Origin of the sequence: Mycobacterium sp. SM3041 (assembly GCF_039668335.1) — a bacterium.
GTDB lineage: Bacteria > Actinomycetota > Actinomycetes > Mycobacteriales > Mycobacteriaceae > Mycobacterium.
Genome location: NZ_JAYXBQ010000079.1, coordinates 1 through 22,522, shown reverse-complemented (window position 1 = coordinate 22,522; position 22,522 = coordinate 1). Strand labels below are relative to the sequence as shown.

Sequence of the window (22,522 nt, the reverse complement as noted above, 5' to 3'; positions counted from 1 at the left end):
AGTGACCGAAAACCTGCCCGCCGGCCTGCTCGCCACCGCCGTCGTCCCCGCCTCGAGCGCCAATCTCGGCCCCGGCTTCGACAGCCTGGGACTGGCGTTGAGCCTGTACGACGAAATTCAGGCTGAGACAACCGAATCCGGCCTCGTCATCGAGGTGACGGGGGAGGGGGCCGGGCAGGTTCCGGACGACGAGTCCCATCTGGTCGTGCGGGCGATCCGGCGTGGCCTGGCCGCCGGCGGCGTTTCGGTTTCCGGTCTGAACATCAAGTGCCGCAACGTCATTCCGCATTCACGCGGCCTCGGCTCATCGGCCGCCGCAGTAGTGGGCGGTTTGGCGGTGGCCAATGGCCTTATCGCCCAATCTGGTTCGCAGCCGCTGACGCTCGATCAGCTGGTCCAGCTGTCGTCGGAGTTCGAGGGGCATCCGGACAACGCCTCGGCCGCCGTGCTGGGCGGTGCGGTGGTGTCCTGGACCGAGCCCGGCCCGGTGTACGCGGCCGCGCCGCTGACGCTGCATCCCGACATCCACCTGTTCCCGGCGATTCCGCAGGTGCGGTCGTCGACCGCCGAGACCCGCGCGGTGCTTCCCGAGCAGATCGCGCACAAGGACGCCACGTTCAACGTCAGCCGGGCCGCGCTCCTGGTGGTGGCGCTCACGCAGCGTCCGGATTTGCTGATGGCGGCCACCGAAGACGTGATGCACCAGCCGCAGCGCGCGGCGGCGATGCCGGCCTCGGCGGAATATCTGGCGATGCTCCGGCGTTCTGGGGTGGCAGCAGTGCTTTCTGGTGCTGGACCTGCGGTTATCGCATTCAGCACCGAGCCCGAACTACCGGCCGAAGTCCTCGAATTCGGTGCGGCCAACGGTTTCGCCGTCGAGAAGATGGCGGTGGGCCAAGGGGTTCGCTGGACCGTCGGTGCCGGCGTTTAGCGGAGAGCACACGCCGAGTGGCAATTCTTGCTTCATTGTCGGATGAGAGATATTCTCGCAGCGTCCAGCAATCGCAGGCTCTAGTACCTGCGCCTACGGTAGGACGACCACTCTTCTCTTTGATGTTCAACTCGTGGACTGATGGTTCGCCGCACGGCGACAAATCCTGGTGCCTGGCTGTTGCAGTGCCTCAGCCGACCCGGCATTTGACGAATGCGGTTCGGGGAAGCCGTCCGCCTGCGAACCAAACCCTCGCCTGATCAGCTGCGCGAGGGCACAGAAAGGAAATCCGTGACTGATACGGACCTCTTCACCGCCGACGGCAACACTGATGCCCCGGCAACTGAAGCGCCGGCGGCCGGACGCTCCGGATCGCTGACCAGTCTTCTGCTCCCCGACCTGCGTGCGCTCGCCGCCGAGGCCGGCGTCAAGGGCACCTCCGGCATGCGCAAGAGCGAACTGATCGCCGCCATCCGGGAACACCGTGGCGAGGCCAACGGCGCCAAGAGCGAAGCCAAGGCCACTAAGGCCGAAGCCAAGAACGAGACCAAGGTCGCCGAGGCCGTGAACGGCACCGGCGCCCCCACCGAGGCCAAGGAAGCCCAGGCCCCGGCCGCGAACACCGACAGCGACGCTGCCGCCCCCGCCGCCGAGCAGGCCCCGCGCCGCGAGCGCCGTGGCGCGTCGCGCCGGGCCGGTGCGCCCGCCGACGGTGACGCCGCCGACGGTGACAAGCCCGCCGAAAAGGCCGACAAGGGCGAGAACACGGACAATGCCGAGGCCCCGCGCGAGGAGCGCAACCGCGAGCGGAACGCCGACAACAGCAACCAGGGCGGCAACAAGGCCGAAGGTAACCAGGGCGGCAACCGCGACCAGGGTGGCAACCGCGACCGCGGTGGCGACAACCAGGGCGGCGGCAACCGCAACCAGGGTGGCAACCGCGACCAGGGCGACAACGCCAACAACAATGACGACGACGACAGCCGCCAGGGCCGTCGTGGCCGTCGGTTCCGGGACCGCGACCGTCGCCGGCGTGGCGAGCGCGGCGACAACCAGGGCGGCAACGCTGAGACCGAACTGCGCGAGGACGACGTCCTGCAGCCGGTCGCCGGCATCCTCGACGTGCTGGACAACTACGCGTTCGTCCGCACCTCGGGCTACCTGGCCGGACCGAACGACGTCTACGTCTCGATGAACATGGTCCGCAAGAACGGACTGCGCCGCGGCGACGCGGTGACCGGCGCCGTGCGGGTCCCGCGCGAGGGCGAGAACACCGGTGGCGGCAACAACCCGCGCCAGAAGTTCAACCCGCTGGTGCGTCTGGACAGCGTCAACGGTGGTCCGGTCGAAGCCGCGCGCAACCGGCCCGACTTCACCAAGCTGACCCCGCTGTACCCGAACCAGCGGCTGCGCCTGGAGACCACTCCGGAGCGGCTGACCACGCGTGTGATCGACCTGATCATGCCGATCGGTAAGGGCCAGCGTGCGCTGATCGTGTCCCCGCCGAAGGCCGGTAAGACGACGATCATGCAGGACATCGCCAACGCGATCACCAAGAACAACCCGGAATGCCACCTCATGGTGGTGCTCGTCGACGAGCGTCCGGAAGAGGTCACCGACATGCAGCGCTCGGTGAAGGGTGAGGTCATCGCCTCGACCTTCGACCGGCCGCCGTCAGACCACACCCAGGCCGCCGAGCTGGCCATCGAGCGGGCCAAGCGCCTCGTCGAGCAGGGCAAGGACGTCGTCGTGCTGCTGGACTCGATCACCCGCCTGGGCCGCGCGTACAACAACGCGTCGCCGGCGTCGGGCCGCATCCTGTCCGGTGGTGTCGACTCCACCGCGCTGTACCCGCCGAAGCGCTTCCTCGGTGCTGCGCGCAACATCGAGAACGGCGGCTCGCTGACCATCATCGCGACCGCGATGGTCGAGACCGGCTCGACCGGTGACACCGTCATCTTCGAGGAGTTCAAGGGCACGGGTAACGCCGAGCTCAAGCTGGACCGCAAGATCGCCGAGCGCCGCGTGTTCCCGGCTGTCGACGTCAACCCATCCGGTACCCGCAAGGACGAGCTGCTGCTCGGCCCGGACGAGTTCGCGATCGTGCACAAGCTGCGTCGGGTGCTGTCGGGTCTGGACCCGCACCAGGCCATCGACCTGCTGATGAGCCAGCTGCGCAAGACCAAGACCAACTACGAGTTCCTGGTTCAGGTCTCGAAGACGGCCCCGGGCAACATGGACGCCGACTAGGCCCCAGCCCACGCCGAAGCCCCCAAATCAGCCGATTTGGGGGCTTCGACATTTTGAGTGGAACACGAAACCAACGGGGTGGCGGGAAACTTGGCCGAAAGCCGCCATCCGGTTGGTTTCGCGCTTGGGAAAGCCGAAGTCCGCGCCGACAACCAGTTCGCCGGCTGGTTTACGGCTGGGCCTTCAGTCCCGGCATCACGTAGCGGCGCACGTGCGCGAGCAGTTCGTCGGCGTTGTTGGCGTCCAGCCGCTGCCCGGGCATCGTGGCCAGCGACAGGATGACGCGGGCGATCCACTCGGCGGCGTCGTCGATGTCGGTATCGGGGTGAATTTCGCCGTTGTCGCGCGCGGCGACGAGGTAGCGGGACCAGAAATCGGCGAGGTCGGGCACCAGGCCCTGCACGCCGGCGCCGGCGCAGGCGGCGAACTCGTCGGGCTCCTCGACGCGCAGCTTCATCAGCAGGGCCCCGGGATCGTCATAGGCGGTGCGGCCGTGCTGGATTCCGGTGACGATCTGGTTGTCCAGGCCTTCGATCGAGGCCAGCATGGCGTGCGCGTCGCTCCAGTAGGCGTTGTTGAGCCGGACGATCGCGGCGCCCAGCAGCGTCACCTTGTCCGGGAAGTGCCGGTACAGCCAACCGCGGGAGACGCCGGCGGCCTCGGCGACCTCGGATACCGTCGTGGCGCGAATTCCCTTGGCGCGCATGCACTCTTCGGCGGCGTCGATCAGTCGATCACGCACGCTCTTCGGGGATTCTGGGCTTGCCACCGGGATGTCTCCTCACATGTCAACCGGGCGAACGACGATTCTGCCAGGGCGCTGACGCTAGTGCGCCACCCGTCAAGCATGGTAGACACTTCCAGGAATCTGTTCACTCGGGTGGTTCTCGTGATCGCCCATGCCCCGGGAGCCCATATGGCGGACACCCTTCAGCAGTTACTTCGCGAACGCGCCGACCAGGACACCGTCGCCGTCAAGTACGGCGAGGCGACCTGGACCTGGCGAGAGTACGTCGCCGGAGCCCGGGCGCAGGCCGCCGCCCTGATCGGCCAGGCCGACCCGCTGCGGCCGCTGCACGTGGGCACGCTGCTGGGCAACACCCCGGACATGCTCACCGCGCTCGCCGCCGCGGCCCTGGGCGGCTATGTGCTGTGCGGCATCAACAACACCCGTCGCGGTGCGGCGCTCGCCCGCGACATCGCCCGCGTCGAATGCCAGATCGTCCTCGTCGACGCCCAGCACCGCGACCTGCTCGCCGGCCTCAGCCTGCCCGGGGTCACCGTCGTCGACGTCACCGCGACCGAGTGGCCACAGCAGGATCTGACCCCACATCGTGAAGTCGGGCCCGACGACACCTTCATGATGATCTTCACCTCCGGCACCAGCGGTGAGCCCAAGGCCGTCGAGGTGGCGCACTCCATCGTGCTGTTCTCCGCAGCGGCACTCGTGCAGCGCTACGAGCTGACCGAGAAGGACACCTGTTATCTGGCGATGCCGCTGTTCCACTCCAACGGCGTCTACGCCGGCTGGGGCGTCGCACTCGGTTCCGGCGCGGCGATGGCACCCGCGCAGTTCTCCGCGTCGGGTTTCCTCCCGGATATCCGCCGCTACGGCGCGACCTACATGAACTACGTCGGCAAGCCGCTGGCCTACATTCTGGCCACCACCGAGCAGCCCGACGACCACGACAATCCGCTGCGGGTGGCGTTCGGCAACGAGGCCGCCGACCGCGACATCGACGAGTTCAGCCGCCGCTTCGGCTGCAGCGTGTGGGACGGCTTCGGTTCGACCGAGCTCGCGATCATCATCACCCGCTCCGAGGGGACCCCGGCCGGCAGCGTCGGCAAGGGTTTCCCGGGCGTCGCCGTCTACGACCCGGAGACCGTCCAGGAGTGCGATGTGGCCCGCTTCGACGAGACCGGAGCGCTGATCAATGCCGAGGCGGCCACCGGCGAGTTGGTGAACACCAACGGCAGCGGCATGTTCCGCGGCTACCACAACGACCAGGGTGCGACGGACGAACGGCTGCGGCACGGCATGTACTGGTCGGGGGACCTGGCCTACCGCGACGCCGACGGCTGGATCTACCTTGCCGGCCGCACCGCCGACTGGATGCGCGTGGACGGAGAGAACATCACCGCGGCGCCCATCGAACGAATCCTGTTGCGGCATCCGGTGATCAGCCGCGTCGCGGTCTACCCGGTGCCCGACGAGTTCGTCGGTGACCAGGTGATGGCCGCCATGGTGCTGCGCGATGGCCAGGCCCTCGACCCGAAGGCGTTCGCGGAATTCCTGGCCGCGCAGCCGGACCTGTCCCCGAAGTCCTGGCCGCGGTACGTCTGGATCGCCGACGACCTGCCCAGCACCGCGACCAACAAGATTCTCAAGCGGGAACTGGTTGCGTTGGGCGCCGATCCGGCCGGCCGGGTGCTGTGGAAACGGGACGGCACGGAGTACGCGCCACTCGCCGAAAACTGATTTCGGCGGTCGTGTCCCCACATTGGGTCCCCGTTCGTCTCACTGCTGTTGGACGATCAACCCAAAGGGAGACAACGATGAAATACGCAACGCTGATCTACATCAAGCCGGGCAGCCACGACACCGACATCACCGAGGAAGAGCACGCGGCCCTGACGGCCGAGTACGCGGCGCTTCGTCAGGACCCGCAGTGCGTTGGTGGCGGCCACCTGCAGCCCGTCGAAACCGCGACATCGGTTCGGGCCGACCTGATCACCGACGGTCCCTTCGCCGACACCAAAGAGGTGTTCGCCGGCTATTTCGTCATCGACGCCGAGAATCTCGACGAGGCCATCAAATTCGCCCAGCGGATCCCGGCCGTGCGACTCGGTGGCGGCGTCGAGGTGCGGCCGCTCTTCGAGACCCCATTTGAGGGTGCCCACTGATCGACGCGATCTTCCAGCGCGAGTGGGGCCGGGTCCTGGCCGCGCTCATCGGCATCCTCGGCGATTTCGAGCTCGCCGAGGATGCCGCGCAGGAGGCATTCGTCCGCGCCGCCGAGCGGTGGGCCCGCGACGGTGTGCCGGACGCGCCGGTGGCCTGGCTGGTGCGGACCGGCCGCAACGTGGCGATCGACCGGTTGCGCCGCGAGCAGACGCTGCGCGCCAAAACCCGGCTGCTCCACGCCGATCAACAGGCAATCACCATGGACGACATCGATCTCGATGACAGCACCATCGGCGACGACCGGCTGCAGCTGATCTTCATGTGCTGCCATCCGGCCCTGGCGCGCGACGCCCAGGTGGCGCTCACGCTGCGGGCGCTCGGCGGGCTGACCACCGCCGAGATCGGGCGGGCGTTCCTGGTCTCAGAGGACACCATGAAGCGTCGCCTGTCCCGCGCCAAGGCCAAGATCAAGGCGACGAACATCCCGTTCGCCCTGCCGGCCGACCGGATGCTGCCCGACCGCGTGGCGACGGTGCTGGCGGTGATCTACCTGATCTTCAACCAGGGCTTCACCGAGCGCGATGACCTCGCCGCCGAAGCGATCCGCCTCGGCCGTCTCCTCGCCGACCTCTTGGCCGACGAGCCCGAGGCCTACGGGTTGCTGGCGCTGATGCTGCTGCACGATTCGCGGCGCGCGGCCCGTGTGGTCGACGGTCGGGTGGTGCCCCTAGCCGAGCAGGACCGCACGCGGTACGACCAGGCCAAGGTCGACGCCGGGCGGGCCGCGCTGGACCGCGCGCTGGCCCTGCGGCTCGCTGCCGGGCCGTACGTCCTGCAGGCCGCCATCGCCTCGCTGCAGGCCGACGAGGAGATCGACTGGCCCGAGGTCGTGGTCCTGTACGAGCGGCTCGAAGCGCTCACCGGATCGCCGGTGGTGGCGCTCAATCGTGCGGTGGCTGTCGCCGAGGCCGGCGATCCCGCCCGGGCGCTGGAGCTCATCGATGCCCTTGACCTGGGCGATTATCGCTATCTGCCGTCAACCCGGGCGGAATTGCTGCGTCGCTTGGGCCGCACCGGAGAGGCGCGGACCGCCTTCGAGCGCGCGCTGGCATTGGCGACGACCGAACCGGAGCGACGATTTCTGGAGCGTCGCCTCGCTGAGCTGGGGCAGTGCGGTGCCGCGGAATAGTCGCCGGCCCGAACGCGTTTAGGACCTTGGCGGCTGACCTGGCATAATCGACCGCCGAACCCCCTCGGCTCCGGTTCACGTCCGAATTCTCGGGCGACCCGGCGCCATCGATCACAGAGGACCATGAAATGAAATCGGGTATTCACCCCGCATACGTCGAGACCACCGTGGTCTGCGGTTGCGGCAACAGCTTCCAGACTCGTAGCACCAAGGAAAGCGGCCACATCGTGGTCGAGGTGTGCTCGCAGTGCCACCCGTTCTACACGGGCAAGCAGAAGCTTCTCGACACCGGCGGCCGCGTGGCCCGCTTCGAGAAGCGGTACGGCAAGCGCAACGCCGGCTCGAAGGCCGCGTCCGAGAGCTAGCTTCGTCAACGGCGCCCGATCTGTCGCATTCGCGTCAGGTCCGGGCGCCGTTTTCGTATCCAGCATCCGGCACCCCAGAACAACCGCAGGAGTCCGAAAGTGGCACAGACCGATACCGCGCCCCGCATCGAGGCACTGCTGGCCGAGCACGCCGACCTCGAGCGGCAGCTGGGGGACCCGAACCTGCACGCCGACGCCGGCGCCGCCCGCAAGGTCGGCCGCCGGTTCGCGCAGGTGTCGCCGATCGTCGTGACCTACCGCAAGCTCGAGGCCGCCCGGGGTGACCTCGAGGCGGCCCGCGAGCTGGCCGCTGAGGACGCCGCGTTCGCCGCGGAGGTGCCCGAGTTGGAGGCCCGCGTCGCCGAGCTCGACGCCAAGCTGACCGACCTGCTGGCCCCGCGCGACCCGCACGACGCCGACGACGTCGTCCTCGAGGTGAAGTCCGGGGAAGGCGGCGAGGAATCGGCGCTGTTCGCGGCCGACCTCGCGCGCATGTACATCCGGTACGCCGAGCGCCACGGTTGGACCGTCACCGTGCTCGACGAGACCTGGTCGGACCTCGGCGGCTACAAGGACGCCACCATCACGATCGCCAGCAAGGGCGATTCGGCCGACGGCGTGTGGTCGCGCATGAAGTTCGAGGGCGGCGTGCACCGCGTGCAGCGCGTGCCCGTCACCGAATCGCAGGGCCGCGTGCACACCTCGGCCGCCGGCGTCCTCGTCTACCCGGAGCCCGAAGACGTCGAGCAGGTGCAGATCGACGAATCGGACCTGCGGATCGATGTCTACCGTTCGTCCGGCAAGGGCGGTCAGGGCGTCAACACCACCGACTCGGCGGTGCGCATCACGCACCTGCCCACCGGCATCGTCGTCACCTGCCAGAACGAACGCTCGCAGCTGCAGAACAAGGCCCGCGCCATGGTGGTGCTCGCCGCGCGTCTGCAGGCGCTGGCCGAAGAGCAGGCCGCGTCCGACGCCTCCGCGGACCGCGCCAGCCAGATCCGCACCGTCGACCGCAGCGAGCGCATCCGGACCTACAACTTCCCGGAGAACCGCATCGCCGACCACCGGATCAACTTCAAGGCCCACAACCTCGACCAGGTGCTCGACGGCGACATGGACGCGCTGCTCGACGCCCTCGCGGCCGCCGACAAGCAGGCCCGGCTCGCCGAGGGTGAATAGCATCCGGCAGGCGCTCGACGAGGCCACCGCGACGTTGGCTGCGGCGGGCATCGATTCCGCCCGCGTCGACGCCGAGTACCTGGCGGCGCACATCGCCGGAGTCGATCGGGCCCGGCTGCTGTTCGTCGAGCCGGACCCGACGTTCTTCGCCGGCTACGGCGACCTCATCGCGCGTCGCGCACAACGAATTCCCTTGCAGCACTTGATCGGAACCGCGGCATTCGGTCCGGTGGAAGTGCACGTCGGTCCGGGGGTGTTCATCCCGCGGCCGGAGACCGAGGCCCTGCTGGAGTGGGCCATGAACCAGCCGTTGCCGCCGAGCCCGGTGATCGTGGACCTGTGCACGGGCTCGGGAGCGCTGGCCCTGGCGCTGGCGCACACCTGGCCGCAGGCGCAAGTTGTGGCCGTCGAGAAGTCCCCGGAGGCGTTGGCCTATGCCCGGCGCAACTGCGACGGCAGCGCCGTCGAGGTGCTGGAAGCCGACGTCACTGTTCCCAGCCTGCTGTCAGACAGGACCGGCACAGTGGACCTGCTGGTGTCCAACCCGCCGTACATCCCGGACGGCGCCGACCTCGACCCCGAGGTCATCGACCACGACCCGGCCGGCGCCCTGTTCGGCGGGCCCGACGGCATGTCCGTCATCGTGCCGATCATCGCGCTGGCGGCCCGGTTGCTGCGTCCCGGCGGCAAGTTGGGCATCGAACACGACGACACCACAGCCGATCAGGTGGTGGCCGCCTTGGACCGCGACGGTACGTTCGGTGACATCACCGCGCGGCGCGACCTGACCGGGCGGCCCCGGTTCGTCACCGCGACCCGACGGTAAAACGGGTCATGGCAACCGACGAAACGCTTGCGTGAGGAGTGATGGATGGAGACGTTCGACTGCGGTGATGCGGCCAAGCGCGCCACCGGGATCGCCTCGGCTATCAGTGCGCTCAAGGGCGGCCGCCTGGTCGTGCTGCCCACCGACACCGTCTACGGCCTGGGTGCCGACGCCTTCAACAGCGAGGCCGTCGCGGCGCTGCTGGCCGCGAAGGGGAGGGGCCGCAACATGCCGGTCCCGGTGCTCGTCGGTTCCTGGCGCACCATCGACGGGCTCGTCTACGCCGTGCCCCCGGCGGCCCGGGACCTGATCGAGGCGTTCTGGCCCGGCGCGTTGAGCCTGGTCGTGCAGCAGGCCCCGTCGCTGTCGTGGGATCTTGGTGACACCAACGGCAGCGTCATGCTGCGCATGCCCTTGCACCCGGTGGCGATCGAGCTGCTGCGTGAGGTCGGCCCGATGGCGGTGTCCAGCGCCAACATCTCGGGCCAACCGCCCGCGGTCAACGCCGACGAGGCGCGGGCACAGCTGGGCGACAAGGTCGAGGTGTACCTGGACGCGGGACCGGCGACCAAGCAGGCCGCGTCCACGATCGTCGACCTGACCGGCGCGACGCCGCGGGTGCTGCGCGAAGGGCCGATCTCGCTCGCACAGATCGCCGAAGTGCTCGGAGTCGAAGCGGAGTCCCTGACCGGCGAGGTGTCGTGACCGTAGTTGCCGACGCAGGCCGGCTGCTCGCGCAGATCGACCGGGGCACCGGGGTTCCCCTCCGGGAGCTCGTGCTGGTCGGTCTGACCGCGGCGATCATCACCTACTTCGCCACGGGCTGGGTGCGGGCGCTGGCGTTCCGGTTCGGCGCCGTGGCCTATCCGCGCGAACGCGACGTCCACGTCCAGCCGGTCCCGCGGATGGGCGGGCTGGCCATGTACATCGGGGTGGCGGCCGCCGTCCTGCTGGCGTCCCAATTGCCCGCACTGACCCGAGGTTTCGTCTATTCGTCCGGTATGCCCGCGGTGGTGGTGGCGGGCGGCCTGATCATGCTGATCGGCCTGATCGACGACCGCTGGGGCCTGGACGCCCTGACGAAGTTCGCCGGCCAGATCACCGCGGCCAGCGTCCTGGTCACCATGGGCGTCGCGTGGAGTGTGCTGTACATCCCGATCGGCGGTGTCGGCACCATCGTGCTGGACCAGGCGTCGTCGATCCTGCTGACCCTGGCGCTGACGGTGTCGATCGTCAACGCGATGAACTTCGTAGACGGCCTCGACGGTCTGGCCGCCGGGCTGGGACTCATCACCGCGTCGGCCATCTGCATCTTCTCGGTCGGGCTGCTGCGCGACCACGGCGGTGACGTGCTGTTCTACCCGCCCGCCGTCATCTCGGTCGTGCTGGCCGGCGCGTGCCTGGGCTTCCTGCCACACAACTTCCACCCGGCCCGCATCTTCATGGGCGACTCCGGGTCCATGCTCATCGGCCTGATGCTGGCGGCGGCGTCGACCACCGCGGCGGGCCCGATCTCCCAGAACGCCTACGGCGCGCGCGACGTTTTTGCTTTGCTGTCGCCATTCCTGTTGGTCGTTGCGGTGATGTTCGTACCGGCCCTCGACATGCTGCTGGCCATCGTGCGCCGCACCCGTGCCGGACTCAGCCCGTTCAGTCCCGACAAGATGCATCTGCACCACCGGCTGCTGCAGATCGGTCACTCGCACCGACGCGTCGTGCTGTTGATCTACCTATGGGTGGGCATCGTGGCGCTGGGGGCGGCCAGCACCATTTTCTTCGACCCCCGGTACACCGGTGCGGTGATGCTCGGGGCCATCCTGCTGGCCGCCATCTTCACCCTGATTCCGCTCCTGCGGCGGCGCGATGACGTGCCAGAAGGCGAGTACGACAAAAAGTAGTAGGTGCCCGTTTTCGGGTGCTCACCATGTGGTACGGTTCTGGCAGAACCCGAAAAACCTCGCGGGTTGCCGGCCCGGCCCATCGGTTCACACAAGCCGATCGGCGCCGAATGACGACCGACAAAGGGAGCTTCCCCTTGGGTGATTCCAGTGTGCCCGACGCGCTCGATGTGACCTTCGATACGCTCTGTGGGCACGCACACAGGATTGCCAGGTATATGGGGACGGCACTCGTGACCGCGGGATTGAGGTGAACACCATGACGACACCAGCGCAGGACGCGCCTTTGGTGTTGCCGGCAGTGGCTTTTCAGCCCGTGCGCTTGTTTGCTATCTCGCTCCTCGTGACAGCCATCGCACTCGGTGGCGGCTACGCAGTGAGCGGCAATCTGAAGTTCGGCGCCTTCTTCGGTCTGGGGATGGCGCTCGGTCTGGCCAACGCCATGATGGTCCGTCGCGCGGTTGCGAAGGTCACCGCCAAGGACCACCCCCTGAAGATGCAGATGGCCGCCAACTCCGCCATGCGGTTGGTCGCCATCTCGGTGATCGCCCTGCTGATCACGTGGTTCTTCAAGCCAACCGGTATCGGCGTGCTGTTCGGGGTGGCTTTGTTCCAGGCGATTCTTGTCATGAGCACCGCATTGCCGGTGATGAAGAAGGTCCGCGCCGGCCAACGTAACGGTGGCGGCGGCGACCAACCAGAAGCACACGACGGATCAGAAGCAAAGGACTGACGACCCAAGTGATTCAACAATTCACCGCCGAGGCCGCCATCGAGGTCGGCCACCACGAGCAGCACGAGCTGTGGGGCTACACCTTCAACGTCGACACGATCATCGCCACCAGCGTGGCCGCGGTCATCGTCATCGCGCTGGCGTTCTTCGTGAAGGCCAAGGTGACCTCCACCGGTGTGCCGGGCGGTGTGCAGCTGTTCTTCGAGGCCATCACCATCCAGATGCGCCAGCAGATCGAGACCGCGATCGGCATGAAGATCGCGCCGTTCGTGCTCCCGCTGGCCGTCACGATCTTCACCTTCATCCTGATCTCCAACTGGCTGTCGGTCCTGCCGGTGCAGTTCGGTGGGGAAGACGGTGGCGCGAAGGAACTGCTGGCCCCGCCGGCCTCGGACATCAACTACGTGTTGGCGCTCGCGCTGTTCGTGTTCCTCTGCTACCACGCTGCGGGCATCTGGCGCCGGGGCGTCTTCGGCCACTTCAAGAAGCTGCTGAAGGGCCACGTCGCGGTCCTGGCGCCGATCAACATCGTCGAGGAGATCGCCAAGCCGGTCTCGCTGTCTCTCCGACTCTTCGGCAACATGTTCGCCGGCGGCATCCTGGTCGCGCTGATCGCGATGTTCCCGTGGTACGTGCAGTGGGCGCCGAACGCCATCTGGAAGACCTTCGACCTGTTCGTCGGCCTCATCCAGGCGTTCATCTTCGCGCTGCTGACGATCCTGTACTTCAGCCAGTCGATGGAACTCGACGAGCACCACTGAGTACCCGCAAGACCTGTAGGAACCACAAATAAGACCCTGGTAGCGCAGCTACCAGTTACCAAGGAGGAAAAAGAGAATGGCCGACGCAGCAACGAACGCCACTATCATCCAGGGCGCCCTCATCGGCGGTGGGTTGATCATGGCCGGTGGCGCCATCGGTGCCGGTATCGGTGACGGTATCGCCGGTAACGCGCTGATCTCGGGCATCGCCCGTCAGCCGGAGGCCCAGGGCCGCCTGTTCACCCCGTTCTTCATCACCGTCGGTCTGGTGGAAGCCGCGTACTTCATCAACCTGGCCTTCATGGCGCTCTTCGTGTTCGCCACCCCGGGCCTGTCGTAATCCGTCGACATGGGTGAATTGAGCGCAACCATCCTGGCCTCGGGCCAGGCAGCAGCGGAAGGCGGCGGGGGTCAGAACTTCCTGATCCCCAACGCGACCTTCTTCGTCGTGCTGATCATCTTCCTGATCGTGCTCGGCGTGATCGGCAAGTGGGTTGTGCCACCGATCAGCAAGGTCTTGGTCGAACGCGAGGAAATGCTGGCCAAGACCGCTGCTGACAACCGGAAGTCGGCTGAGCAGGTGGCCGCCGCAGAGGCGGACTACATCGCGGCGATGGCGAGCGCTCGCACGGAGGCTTCGGCCATCCGTGACGAGGCCCGCAACGAGGGCCGCAAGGTCGTCGACCAGGCGCGTGCAGCGGCGAGTGGTGAGGTGGCCGAAACCCTCAAGGGTGCCGACCAGGCACTGTCCGCACAGCGGCAGTCCACACAGACCGAACTGCAGTCGTCGGTCGACAACCTGTCCCAGACGCTGGCGAGCCGCATTCTCGGCGTCGAGTTGGCGGCTGACGTGAAATCAGGCGGGAGCCAGTAGATGGAAATCTTCATCGGGCAGCTGATCGGCTTTGCCGTCATCGTGGCCATCATCTGGAAGTACGTGGTACCTCCGGTGAAGGGCATGATGGCCAAGCAGCAGGAGGCCGTTCGCGTCGCGCTGGCCGAAAGTGCCGAAGCCGCACAGAAACTCGCCGACGCCGACAAGATGCACGCCAAGGCTCTTGCCGACGCGAAGGCCGAGTCGGCCAAGGTGACCGACGAGGCCCGGCACGATTCGCAGCGCATCGTGGAGCAGCTCACCGAGCAGGCCGTCATCGACGCCGAGCGGATCAAGGCACAGGGCGGCCAGCACGTCGAGCTGATGCGCCAGGGCGTCATCCGCGAGCTCCGTCAGGAGCTGGGCGCGGAATCGGTCGCCAAGGCCGACGAGCTGGTGCGGCGCTACGTCGCCGAGCCCGGCGCGCAGGCCGGCACCGTCGACCGCTTCCTCGACGATCTCGAGCAGATGGCCCCGTCCTCGGCCGAGGTCGGTACCCACGCCGAGGTGAAGCTGCGGGCCGCGAGCCGGGAATCACTGACCGCGCTGGTCGAGAAGTTCGACGCGACCGCCAACGGCCTGGATGCGGCCGCGCTGACCGCGCTCGCCGATGATCTGGCCGCCGTCGCTCGCCTGCTGCTGACCGAGGTCAACCTCGGCCGGCACCTGGCCGAGCCCGCCGACAACCCGGCCCCCAAGGTCGCTCTGCTGGACGCGGTGCTGTCCGGCAAGATCGGCGCCAACGCACTGGAGCTGCTGCGTTCCGCGGTGTCTTCGCGGTGGTCGGAGCAGTCCGACCTGGTCGACGCCGTCGAGCACGTCGCTCGCCTGGCACTGATCAAGCGGGCCGAGGTCAGCGGTGACGTCGCCGAGGTCGAGGATCAGCTGTTCCGGTTCAGCCGTGTGCTGGACGCGCAGCCGCGCCTCTCGACGCTGCTCGGTGACTACGGCACCCCGGTCGACGGCCGAGTTGCCTTGCTGGACAAGGTCCTCACCGGTGCCAACGGCTCGGTCAACAGCACCGTCAAGGCGCTGCTGACGCAGACCGTGAGCCTGCTGCGCGGTGAGCGTGCCGACCAGGCCGTCCTTGATCTGGCCGAGCTGGCAGTCGCCCGCCGCGGCGAGGTGGTTGCCCACGTCGAAGCGGCCGCGGCCCTGTCGGATGCCCAGCGCACCCGACTGACGTCGGTCCTGACCCGCATCTACGGTCACCCGGTGTCCGTCCAGCTGCATGTCGACCCGAGCCTCCTCGGTGGTCTGACCATCACCGTCGGCGACGAGGTGATCGACGGCTCCATCTCGTCACGACTGGCCGCCGCCTCCAACCGGCTGCCCGACTAACTCCGAAACACCCAAGACTAGGAAGACCAAAAACCATGGCAGAGTTGACAATCTCGGCTGCTGATATCGAAGGTGCCATCGAGAACTACGTAACGACGTTCTCGGCCTCGACCGATCGTGAAGAGATCGGCACTGTCGTCGACGCCGGTGACGGCATCGCACACGTCGAGGGTCTGCCCTCGGTCATGACCCAGGAGCTCCTCGAGTTCCCCGGCGGTGTTCTGGGCGTGGCCCTGAACCTCGACGAGCACAGCGTGGGTGCGGTCATCCTGGGTGAGTTCGAGAAGATCGAAGAGGGCCAGCAGGTCAAGCGCACCGGCGAGGTGCTCTCGGTGCCTGTCGGCGACGAGTTCCTGGGCCGCGTCATCAACCCGCTGGGTGAGCCGATCGACGGCCAGGGCGAGATCAAGGCCGAGACCCGTCGTGCCCTCGAGCTGCAGGCCCCGACCGTCGTTCAGCGCCAGAGCGTCAGCGAGCCGCTGCAGACCGGTATCAAGGCCATCGACGCCATGACCCCGATCGGCCGCGGCCAGCGTCAGCTGATCATCGGTGACCGCAAGACCGGCAAGACCGCCGTCTGCGTCGACACCATCCTGAACCAGCGCGAGGCCTGGGAGACCGGCGACCCGAAGCAGCAGGTGCGCTGCGTCTACGTCGCGATCGGCCAGAAGGGCACCACCATCGCCAGCGTGAAGCGCGCGCTGGAAGAGGGCGGCGCCATGGAGTACACGACCATCGTCGCGGCTCCCGCCTCTGACCCCGCCGGCTTCAAGTGGCTGGCCCCGTACACCGGCTCGGCCATCGGCCAGCACTGGATGTACAACGGCAAGCACGTCCTGATCGTGTTCGACGACCTGTCCAAGCAGGCCGACGCCTACCGCGCCATCTCGCTGCTGCTGCGTCGCCCGCCGGGCCGCGAGGCGTTCCCGGGTGACGTCTTCTACCTGCACTCCCGTCTGCTGGAGCGTTGCGCGAAGCTGTCCGACGAGCTCGGTGGCGGTTCGATGACGGGTCTGCCGGTCATCGAGACCAAGGCCAACGACATCTCGGCGTTCATCCCGACCAACGTCATCTCGATCACCGACGGTCAGTGCTTCCTGGAGTCCGACCTGTTCAACCAGGGTGTCCGCCCGGCCGTGAACGTCGGTGTGTCGGTGTCCCGCGTCGGTGGTGCCGCCCAGATCAAGGCGATGAAGGAAGTTGCCGGCTCGCTGCGTCTGGACCTGTCGCAGTACCGCGAGCTGGAGGCATTCGCGGCCTTCGCCTCGGACCTGGACGCCGCTTCGAAGGCTCAGCTGGACCGCGGTGTGCGCCTGGTCGAGCTGCTGAAGCAGCCGCAGTACAGCCCGCTGGCCGTCGAGGACCAGGTCATCGAGATCTTCCTCGGTACCCAGGGCCACCTGGATTCGGTTCCGGCCGAAGACGTTTCGCGCTTCTCGTCCGAACTGCTGGAGCACGTGAAGGCCAGCCACGCCGACATCCTCACCGGGATCAAGGAGACCAAGAAGCTCTCCGAGGAGAACGAGGAGAAGCTGGTCTCGGTCATCAACGAGTTCAAGAAGGGCTTCGCCGCCTCCGACGGCAGCTCGGTCGTTGTCAAGGAAGCCGAGGCCGAGGCCCTGGATCCTGCTGAGCTCGGCCAGGAGTCGGTCAAGGTCAACAAGCCGGCACCGAAGAAGGCCTAGGTAACCAATGGCAGCCACACTGCGCGAGCTACGCGGACGTATCAAATCCGCCTCGTCGATCAAGAAGATCACGAAGGCGCAGGAGCTGATCGCCACGTCGCGGATCGCCAAGGCGCAGGCCCGGGTTGATGCAGCCCGGCCCTACGCCACCGAGATCACCAACATGCTCACCGAGCTTGCGGGGGCCAGCGCGCTGGACCACCCACTGCTCGTGGAGCGGGAGAACCCGCGGCGTGCCGGGGTTCTGGTGGTGTCGTCCGACCGCGGCCTGTGCGGCGGTTACAACGCCAACGTGCTGCGTCGGGCCGAGGAACTGTTCACGTTGCTGCGCAACGAGGGCAAGGAGCCGGTGCTGTACGTCGTCGGCCGAAAGGCCTTGGGGTACTACAGCTTCCGTCAGCGCGCCGTCGCCGAGTCCTGGACCGGCTTCTCGGAGCGTCCGGAGTACGCCAATGCCAAGGAGATCGCCGACACCCTGGTGACGGCGTTCATGTCGGGTGCGGACGACGAGGGTGACGAACCTGGTGCCGACGGCGTCTTGGGCGTCGACGAACTGCACATCGTGTCGACCGAGTTCAAGTCGATGCTGTCGCAGACGGCCGAGGCCGTGCGGATCGCCCCGCTGGCCGTCGAGTACACGGGGGAGCCGACCGAGGTCCACACCCTGTACTCGTTCGAGCCGAGTGCGGACGCGCTGTTCGACGCGTTGCTCCCGCGCTACATCGCGACCCGTGTCTACGCGGCACTGCTAGAGGCCGCGGCCTCGGAGTCGGCCTCGCGTCGACGCGCCATGAAGTCGGCAACGGACAACGCCGACGACCTGATCAAGGCCCTGACCCTCGCCGCGAACCGCGAGCGCCAGGCCCAGATCACCCAGGAAATCAGCGAAATCGTCGGTGGCGCCAACGCGCTGGCCGACGCGAAATAGGCCCCGTAGGAAGCGAAGAGAGATATGACTTCTGCCGTAGAGACCAAGACCACTGGTCGCGTGGTTCGCATCACCGGCCCGGTGGTGGACATCGAATTCCCGCGTGGCTCTGTGCCCGAGCTGTTCAACGCTCTGCACGCCGACATCACCTTCGGTGCGCTGGCCAAGACCCTGACCCTCGAGGTTGCCCAGCACCTCGGTGACAACCTGGTCCGCTGCATCTCGATGCAGCCGACCGACGGCCTGGTGCGTGGCACCGACGTCCGCGACACCGGCGCCTCCATCTCGGTGCCCGTCGGCGACGGCGTCAAGGGCCACGTGTTCAACGCCCTGGGTGACTGCCTCGACGAGCCGGGTTACGGCAAGGAGTTCGAGCACTGGTCCATCCACCGCAAGCCGCCGGCCTTCGCCGACCTGGAGCCCCGCACCGAGATGCTGGAGACCGGTCTGAAGGTCGTCGACCTGCTCACGCCGTACGTGCGTGGTGGCAAGATCGCCCTGTTCGGTGGTGCCGGTGTCGGTAAGACGGTTCTGATCCAGGAGATGATCAACCGTATTGCCCGCAACTTCGGTGGTACCTCGGTGTTCGCCGGCGTCGGTGAGCGCACCCGTGAGGGCAACGACCTGTGGGTCGAGCTCGCGGACGCGAACGTGCTCAAGGACACCGCCCTCGTGTTCGGCCAGATGGACGAGCCGCCAGGCACCCGTATGCGCGTCGCCCTGTCGGCCCTGACCATGGCCGAGTACTTCCGCGACGAGCAGAACCAGGACGTGCTGCTCTTCATCGACAACATCTTCCGGTTCACCCAGGCCGGTTCCGAGGTCTCGACCCTGCTGGGTCGTATGCCTTCGGCCGTGGGTTACCAGCCGACGCTGGCCGACGAGATGGGTGAGCTCCAGGAGCGCATCACCTCGACCCGTGGTCGTTCGATCACCTCGATGCAGGCCGTGTACGTGCCCGCCGACGACTACACCGACCCGGCCCCGGCCACGACGTTCGCCCACCTGGACGCCACCACCGAGCTCTCTCGTGCGGTGTTCTCCAAGGGCATCTTCCCGGCCGTGGACCCGCTGGCGTCGTCCTCGACGATCCTGCACCCGAGCATCGTCGGCGACGAGCACTACCGGGTTGCTCAGGAAGTCATCCGAATCCTGCAGCGCTACAAGGACCTTCAGGACATCATCGCCATCCTCGGTATCGACGAACTGTCGGAAGAGGACAAGGTGCTGGTGTACCGCGCCCGTAAGATCGAGCGCTTCCTGAGCCAGAACATGATGGCCGCCGAGCAGTTCACCGGCCAGCCGGGTTCGACGGTGCCGCTGAAGGAGACCATCGAGGCGTTCGACCGTCTCGCCAAGGGCGACTTCGACCACCTGCCGGAGCAGGCGTTCTTCCTCATCGGTGGTCTCGACGACCTGGCGAAGAAGGCCGAAAGCCTCGGCGCCAAGCTGTGATGAGCGCTTGCGCGAAGAACCGACTGGCAGAGTTCGCTGTCAGTCTTAGCCGAAAGGTGGTGTGACATGGCCGAAATGGACGTCGAGATCGTCGCCGTCGAGCGCGCGCTGTGGACAGGTAAGGCCACATTCGTCTTCACTCGCACCACCGCCGGCGAGATCGGCATCCTGCCCCGGCACATCCCGTTGGTCGGCCAGCTGGTCGAGGACGCGATGGTCCGGGTCGAGCGTGAGGGCGAGGATGATCTGCGGATCGCCGTGTCCGGTGGGTTCCTCTCGGTAACCGAGGACACCGTGCGGATTCTGGTTGAAGATGCGGCGCTGGAGTCGGAGATCGATGCGCATGCGGCCAAGGCCGATGCCGCGTCCGACGACGAGGCGACCGCTGCGTGGGGCCGGGCGCGTCTGCGCGCCGTAGGCCAGCTCGACTGATACTCCGATGAGCGCGTCCATGTTGATGATGGTCGCGCTCGTCGGCGTGTTGGTGCTGGCTGTAGCCGCACTGAGTTATCGGCTGTGGAAGTTGCGTCAGGTTGGCGGTACTGCCGCCATCCTGCGCGACTACCCAGCTGCCGGCGGCCACGGGTGGCGGCATGGAGTCATGCGCTACCGCGGTGGTGAGGCCGGCTTTTATCGTTTGTCGAGCCTGCGCTGGTGGCCTGACCGGACGCTGTCCCGTCGTGGCCTGGAAGTTGTTGGGCGCCGCGCCCCACGGGGCGACGAATTCGACATCATGACCATCGAAACGGTCATTCTCGAGCTGCGCGACAACAGTCCCGAACGGCGCAACGGTTACGAAATCGCTTTGGACCGTGGGGCTTTGACGGCTTTCACGTCGTGGCTGGAGGCCCGGCCTTCGCCGCGCTCGCGCCGCCGCGCGGTCTGAATTCCCCTACTGAGTTCCGGTGTTGTCGGATTGCGGCGTCCCGCCGCCGGGCTGCCACAGCACATCGCCATCCGGGTTCGCGACCCGCGACAGGATGAACAGCAGATCCGAGAGCCGATTCAGATATTTGGCCGGCAGGACGCTGACCGAATCGCCGTGTTCCTCGATCGCCTGCCATGCCGCCCGCTCCGCGCGCCGGACCACGGTTCGGGCCACGTGCAGGTATGCCGACAGGGGAGTGCCACCGGGCAGGATGAACGACGTGAGCTTCGACAGCGGCTCGTTGAATTCGTCACACCAGGCTTCCAGTCGGTCGATGTACGGCTGGGTGATCCGCAGCGGCGGGTATTCGGGATTCTCGACCACCGGGGTCGACAGATCTGCGCCGGCGTCGAAGAGATCGTTCTGAATCTGCAGGAGTACCAAGCGGATTCGTTCGTCCGGGGCGCCCGCAGCGACCGCGACGCCGATCGCGGCGTTGGCTTCGTCACAGTCCGCGTACGCGGCCAGGCGCGCGTCGTTCTTCGACACCCGGCTGAAATCGCTGAGCCCGGTCGACCCATCGTCACCGGTCCGGGTATAGATGCGGGTCAGGTGCACGGCCATGGGTGAAACCGTACCCGCGGTGACCTGTTCGTTGTCTGACACCGGCCCTCGCCGCTGTTTACACTTAGCCGCGTGAGCGAGCGTTTCGTGGTGACCGGGGGTAGCCGGTTGTCCGGCGAAGTTGCCGTGGGGGGCGCGAAGAACAGCGTGCTCAAGCTGATGGCCGCGGCGTTGTTGGCCGAGGGCACCACCACGATCACCAACTGTCCGGACATCCTGGATGTGCCATTGATGGCGGAGGTGCTCCGTGGTCTCGGGGCCACCGTCGAGCTCGAAGGCGATGTTGCCCGAATCACGTCGCCCGACGAGCCGAAGTACGACGCGGACTTCGCCGCGGTCCGGCAGTTCCGCGCCTCGGTGTGTGTGCTCGGCCCATTGGTGGGGCGCTGCAAGAAGGCGAAAGTCGCGCTGCCCGGCGGTGACGCGATCGGTTCGCGGCCCCTGGACATGCACCAATCCGGTCTGCGGCAGCTCGGCGCGCGATGCAACATCGAGCACGGCTGCGTGGTCGCCGAGGCGGACCACCTGCGTGGCGCCGAGATTCAGCTCGAGTTCCCGTCGGTGGGTGCGACCGAGAACATCCTGATGGCGGCCGTGCTCGCCGAGGGCGTGACGGTCATCCACAACGCCGCGCGGGAACCGGACATCGTCGACATCTGCGACATGTTGAACCAGATGGGTGCCAAGGTCAGTGGGGGCGGGACCTCGACGCTGACCATCACCGGCGTGGACAAGCTGCATCCGACCGAGCACCGGGTGATCGGTGACCGGATTGTGGCCGCGACCTGGGGAATTGCCGCGGCGATGACGCGTGGTGATGTCGCCGTGACGGGGGTGGACCCGCAACACCTGCAGCTGGTGCTGCACAAACTTCACGATGCCGGCGCGACCGTCACCCAGCACGACAACGGTTTCCGCGTCGTGCAGTACGAACGGCCGAAGGCCGTCAACGTCGCGACGCTGCCGTATCCGGGATTCCCGACCGACCTGCAACCGATGGCCATCGGCCTGGCCTGCATCGCCGAGGGCACTTCGATGATCACCGAGAACGTGTTCGAAGCACGGTTCCGTTTCGTCGAGGAGATGATCCGCCTGGGCGCCGACGCCCGGACCGACGGACATCACGCGGTGGTCCGCGGAATTCCGCAGTTGTCGAGTGCCCCGGTGTGGGCATCGGATATTCGCGCCGGCGCCGGCTTGGTGTTGGCGGGCTTGGTCGCCGATGGCGACACCGAGGTTCACGACGTTTTCCACATCGATCGCGGGTACCCGTTGTTCGTGGAGAACCTCGTGAGTCTGGGCGCGGAGGTCGAACGGGTCAGTTGACGGGGATTGGCGTGTCGCGCTGACGGTTCCGACGGAACCGTGCGCGACGCGTTTTCGCCCAAAAACCGGCCATATGCAGGCGTTTTGTAAAATCAAGATCGGCCCGCTAATCTATTCAACGTCAAGAACGAGCGGGGCCGAAAAAGCCCAGAGCAAGAGCTTGACAGCCCGACCAAGAGATAGTAGGTTGGTGGGGTTGCCCGAAAAAGGCGTGTTGTTTGAGAACTCAATAGTGTGTTTGGTGGTTTTTGTTTGTTGTTTTTTGACTGCACCTCGTGTTTTCCCGTTTGTGGGGTGTGGTTGTTTTTTTTGATGCCAGTTTTTGGTGTCTTTTGTTTAGGTCAGATTGTTCTGAACTGGATTCTGTCGGGTTTGTCCCGA

Annotated in this window: 23 protein-coding genes; 21 read left to right on the top strand and 2 right to left on the bottom strand. The window is 66.9% G+C overall.

Going from position 1 to position 22,522, the window contains the following annotated elements; all coding sequences use genetic code 11:
* Nucleotide 1: 1 nt before the first annotated feature.
* Together thrB and rho are read left to right on the top strand one after the other, a co-directional pair.
* Nucleotides 2-931, top strand: a complete 930-nt coding sequence (gene thrB / locus VXD91_RS27935; protein WP_318986533.1) for a homoserine kinase — start codon at nt 2-4, stop codon at nt 929-931.
* 291 nt (nt 932-1,222) lie between these two features.
* Nucleotides 1,223-3,181: a transcription termination factor Rho gene (gene rho / locus VXD91_RS27930; RefSeq protein ID WP_346416892.1), complete on the top strand. Its 1,959-nt coding sequence runs from the start codon at nt 1,223-1,225 to the stop codon at nt 3,179-3,181.
* Nucleotides 3,182-3,350: 169 nt separating this feature from the next.
* On the opposite strand, the gene VXD91_RS27925 is transcribed toward rho, so the two are convergent.
* Complete coding sequence (locus VXD91_RS27925) at nt 3,351-3,950, bottom strand: TetR/AcrR family transcriptional regulator (protein WP_212812505.1); 600 nt, start codon at nt 3,948-3,950, stop codon at nt 3,351-3,353.
* 147 nt (nt 3,951-4,097) lie between these two features.
* Between VXD91_RS27925 and fadD1 the strand changes: the two genes are divergently transcribed.
* The 18 genes from fadD1 to VXD91_RS27835 all read left to right on the top strand — a co-directional run bounded on the left by fadD1 (nt 4,098) and on the right by VXD91_RS27835 (nt 20,209).
* Entirely contained in the window at nt 4,098-5,660 is a 1,563-nt protein-coding gene (fadD1, locus tag VXD91_RS27920; protein WP_346416891.1) for a fatty-acid--CoA ligase FadD1, read from the top strand.
* Nucleotides 5,661-5,737: 77 nt separating this feature from the next.
* Entirely contained in the window at nt 5,738-6,085 is a 348-nt protein-coding gene (locus VXD91_RS27915; RefSeq protein WP_346416890.1) for a YciI family protein, read from the top strand.
* Complete coding sequence (locus tag VXD91_RS27910) at nt 6,082-7,275, top strand: sigma-70 family RNA polymerase sigma factor (RefSeq protein ID WP_346416966.1); 1,194 nt, start codon at nt 6,082-6,084, stop codon at nt 7,273-7,275. Before VXD91_RS27915 ends, VXD91_RS27910 begins: the two co-directional genes overlap by 4 nt.
* 128 nt (nt 7,276-7,403) lie before the next feature.
* Nucleotides 7,404-7,640 (top strand): 50S ribosomal protein L31, encoded by a 237-nt coding sequence (gene rpmE / locus VXD91_RS27905; protein ID WP_212812502.1) that lies wholly within the window; start codon nt 7,404-7,406, stop codon nt 7,638-7,640.
* 99 nt (nt 7,641-7,739) lie between these two features.
* Nucleotides 7,740-8,822 (top strand): peptide chain release factor 1, encoded by a 1,083-nt coding sequence (prfA, locus tag VXD91_RS27900; RefSeq protein WP_346416889.1) that lies wholly within the window; start codon nt 7,740-7,742, stop codon nt 8,820-8,822.
* Nucleotides 8,815-9,648, top strand: a complete 834-nt coding sequence (prmC, locus tag VXD91_RS27895) for a peptide chain release factor N(5)-glutamine methyltransferase (protein ID WP_346416888.1) — start codon at nt 8,815-8,817, stop codon at nt 9,646-9,648. Before prfA ends, prmC begins: the two co-directional genes overlap by 8 nt.
* Nucleotides 9,649-9,693: 45 nt before the next feature.
* Complete coding sequence (locus VXD91_RS27890; RefSeq protein WP_346416887.1) at nt 9,694-10,353, top strand: L-threonylcarbamoyladenylate synthase; 660 nt, start codon at nt 9,694-9,696, stop codon at nt 10,351-10,353.
* Nucleotides 10,350-11,546, top strand: a complete 1,197-nt coding sequence (locus VXD91_RS27885) for an MraY family glycosyltransferase (RefSeq protein ID WP_346416886.1) — start codon at nt 10,350-10,352, stop codon at nt 11,544-11,546. The genes VXD91_RS27890 and VXD91_RS27885 overlap by 4 nt, the downstream gene beginning before the upstream one ends.
* Nucleotides 11,547-11,805: 259 nt before the next feature.
* Complete coding sequence (locus VXD91_RS27880) at nt 11,806-12,279, top strand: hypothetical protein (RefSeq protein WP_029105839.1); 474 nt, start codon at nt 11,806-11,808, stop codon at nt 12,277-12,279.
* Between the two features lie 8 nt (nt 12,280-12,287).
* A complete protein-coding gene (gene atpB, locus VXD91_RS27875) occupies nt 12,288-13,040 on the top strand; it encodes a F0F1 ATP synthase subunit A (protein ID WP_174814043.1) in 753 nt (250 codons plus the stop codon).
* A 76-nt stretch (nt 13,041-13,116) separates the two neighbouring features.
* Nucleotides 13,117-13,380 carry a F0F1 ATP synthase subunit C gene (locus VXD91_RS27870; RefSeq protein WP_020104130.1) on the top strand — a complete coding sequence of 88 codons (264 nt, stop codon included), beginning with the start codon at nt 13,117-13,119 and terminating at the stop codon, nt 13,378-13,380.
* Between the two features lie 9 nt (nt 13,381-13,389).
* On the top strand, nt 13,390-13,914 hold the full coding sequence (locus VXD91_RS27865) for a F0F1 ATP synthase subunit B (RefSeq protein WP_346416885.1): 525 nt from the start codon (nt 13,390-13,392) through the stop codon (nt 13,912-13,914).
* A complete protein-coding gene (locus tag VXD91_RS27860; protein ID WP_346416884.1) occupies nt 13,915-15,255 on the top strand; it encodes a F0F1 ATP synthase subunit B/delta in 1,341 nt (446 codons plus the stop codon).
* A 35-nt stretch (nt 15,256-15,290) separates the two neighbouring features.
* On the top strand, nt 15,291-16,940 hold the full coding sequence (gene atpA / locus VXD91_RS27855) for a F0F1 ATP synthase subunit alpha (protein WP_212812497.1): 1,650 nt from the start codon (nt 15,291-15,293) through the stop codon (nt 16,938-16,940).
* Nucleotides 16,941-16,947: 7 nt separating this feature from the next.
* On the top strand, nt 16,948-17,868 hold the full coding sequence (locus VXD91_RS27850) for a F0F1 ATP synthase subunit gamma (protein WP_346416883.1): 921 nt from the start codon (nt 16,948-16,950) through the stop codon (nt 17,866-17,868).
* Between the two features lie 24 nt (nt 17,869-17,892).
* Nucleotides 17,893-19,323, top strand: coding sequence for a F0F1 ATP synthase subunit beta (atpD, locus tag VXD91_RS27845; protein WP_029105840.1), 1,431 nt, complete (start codon nt 17,893-17,895; stop codon nt 19,321-19,323).
* 66 nt (nt 19,324-19,389) lie between these two features.
* Complete coding sequence (locus VXD91_RS27840) at nt 19,390-19,755, top strand: F0F1 ATP synthase subunit epsilon (RefSeq protein ID WP_020104136.1); 366 nt, start codon at nt 19,390-19,392, stop codon at nt 19,753-19,755.
* Nucleotides 19,756-19,762: 7 nt separating this feature from the next.
* On the top strand, nt 19,763-20,209 hold the full coding sequence (locus VXD91_RS27835; RefSeq protein WP_212812495.1) for a DUF2550 domain-containing protein: 447 nt from the start codon (nt 19,763-19,765) through the stop codon (nt 20,207-20,209).
* Nucleotides 20,210-20,215: 6 nt separating this feature from the next.
* Here VXD91_RS27835 and VXD91_RS27830 read toward each other — a convergent pair whose 3' ends face one another.
* Nucleotides 20,216-20,815 carry a cob(I)yrinic acid a,c-diamide adenosyltransferase gene (locus VXD91_RS27830; RefSeq protein WP_318986523.1) on the bottom strand — a complete coding sequence of 200 codons (600 nt, stop codon included), beginning with the start codon at nt 20,813-20,815 and terminating at the stop codon, nt 20,216-20,218.
* Between the two features lie 72 nt (nt 20,816-20,887).
* Here VXD91_RS27830 and murA point away from each other — a divergent pair, with 72 nt between their 5' ends.
* The gene (gene murA, locus VXD91_RS27825) at nt 20,888-22,141 is read left to right on the top strand and encodes a UDP-N-acetylglucosamine 1-carboxyvinyltransferase (protein WP_060998843.1); all 1,254 of its coding nucleotides are present in this window, start codon (nt 20,888-20,890) and stop codon (nt 22,139-22,141) included.
* Nucleotides 22,142-22,522 lie beyond the last annotated feature (381 nt).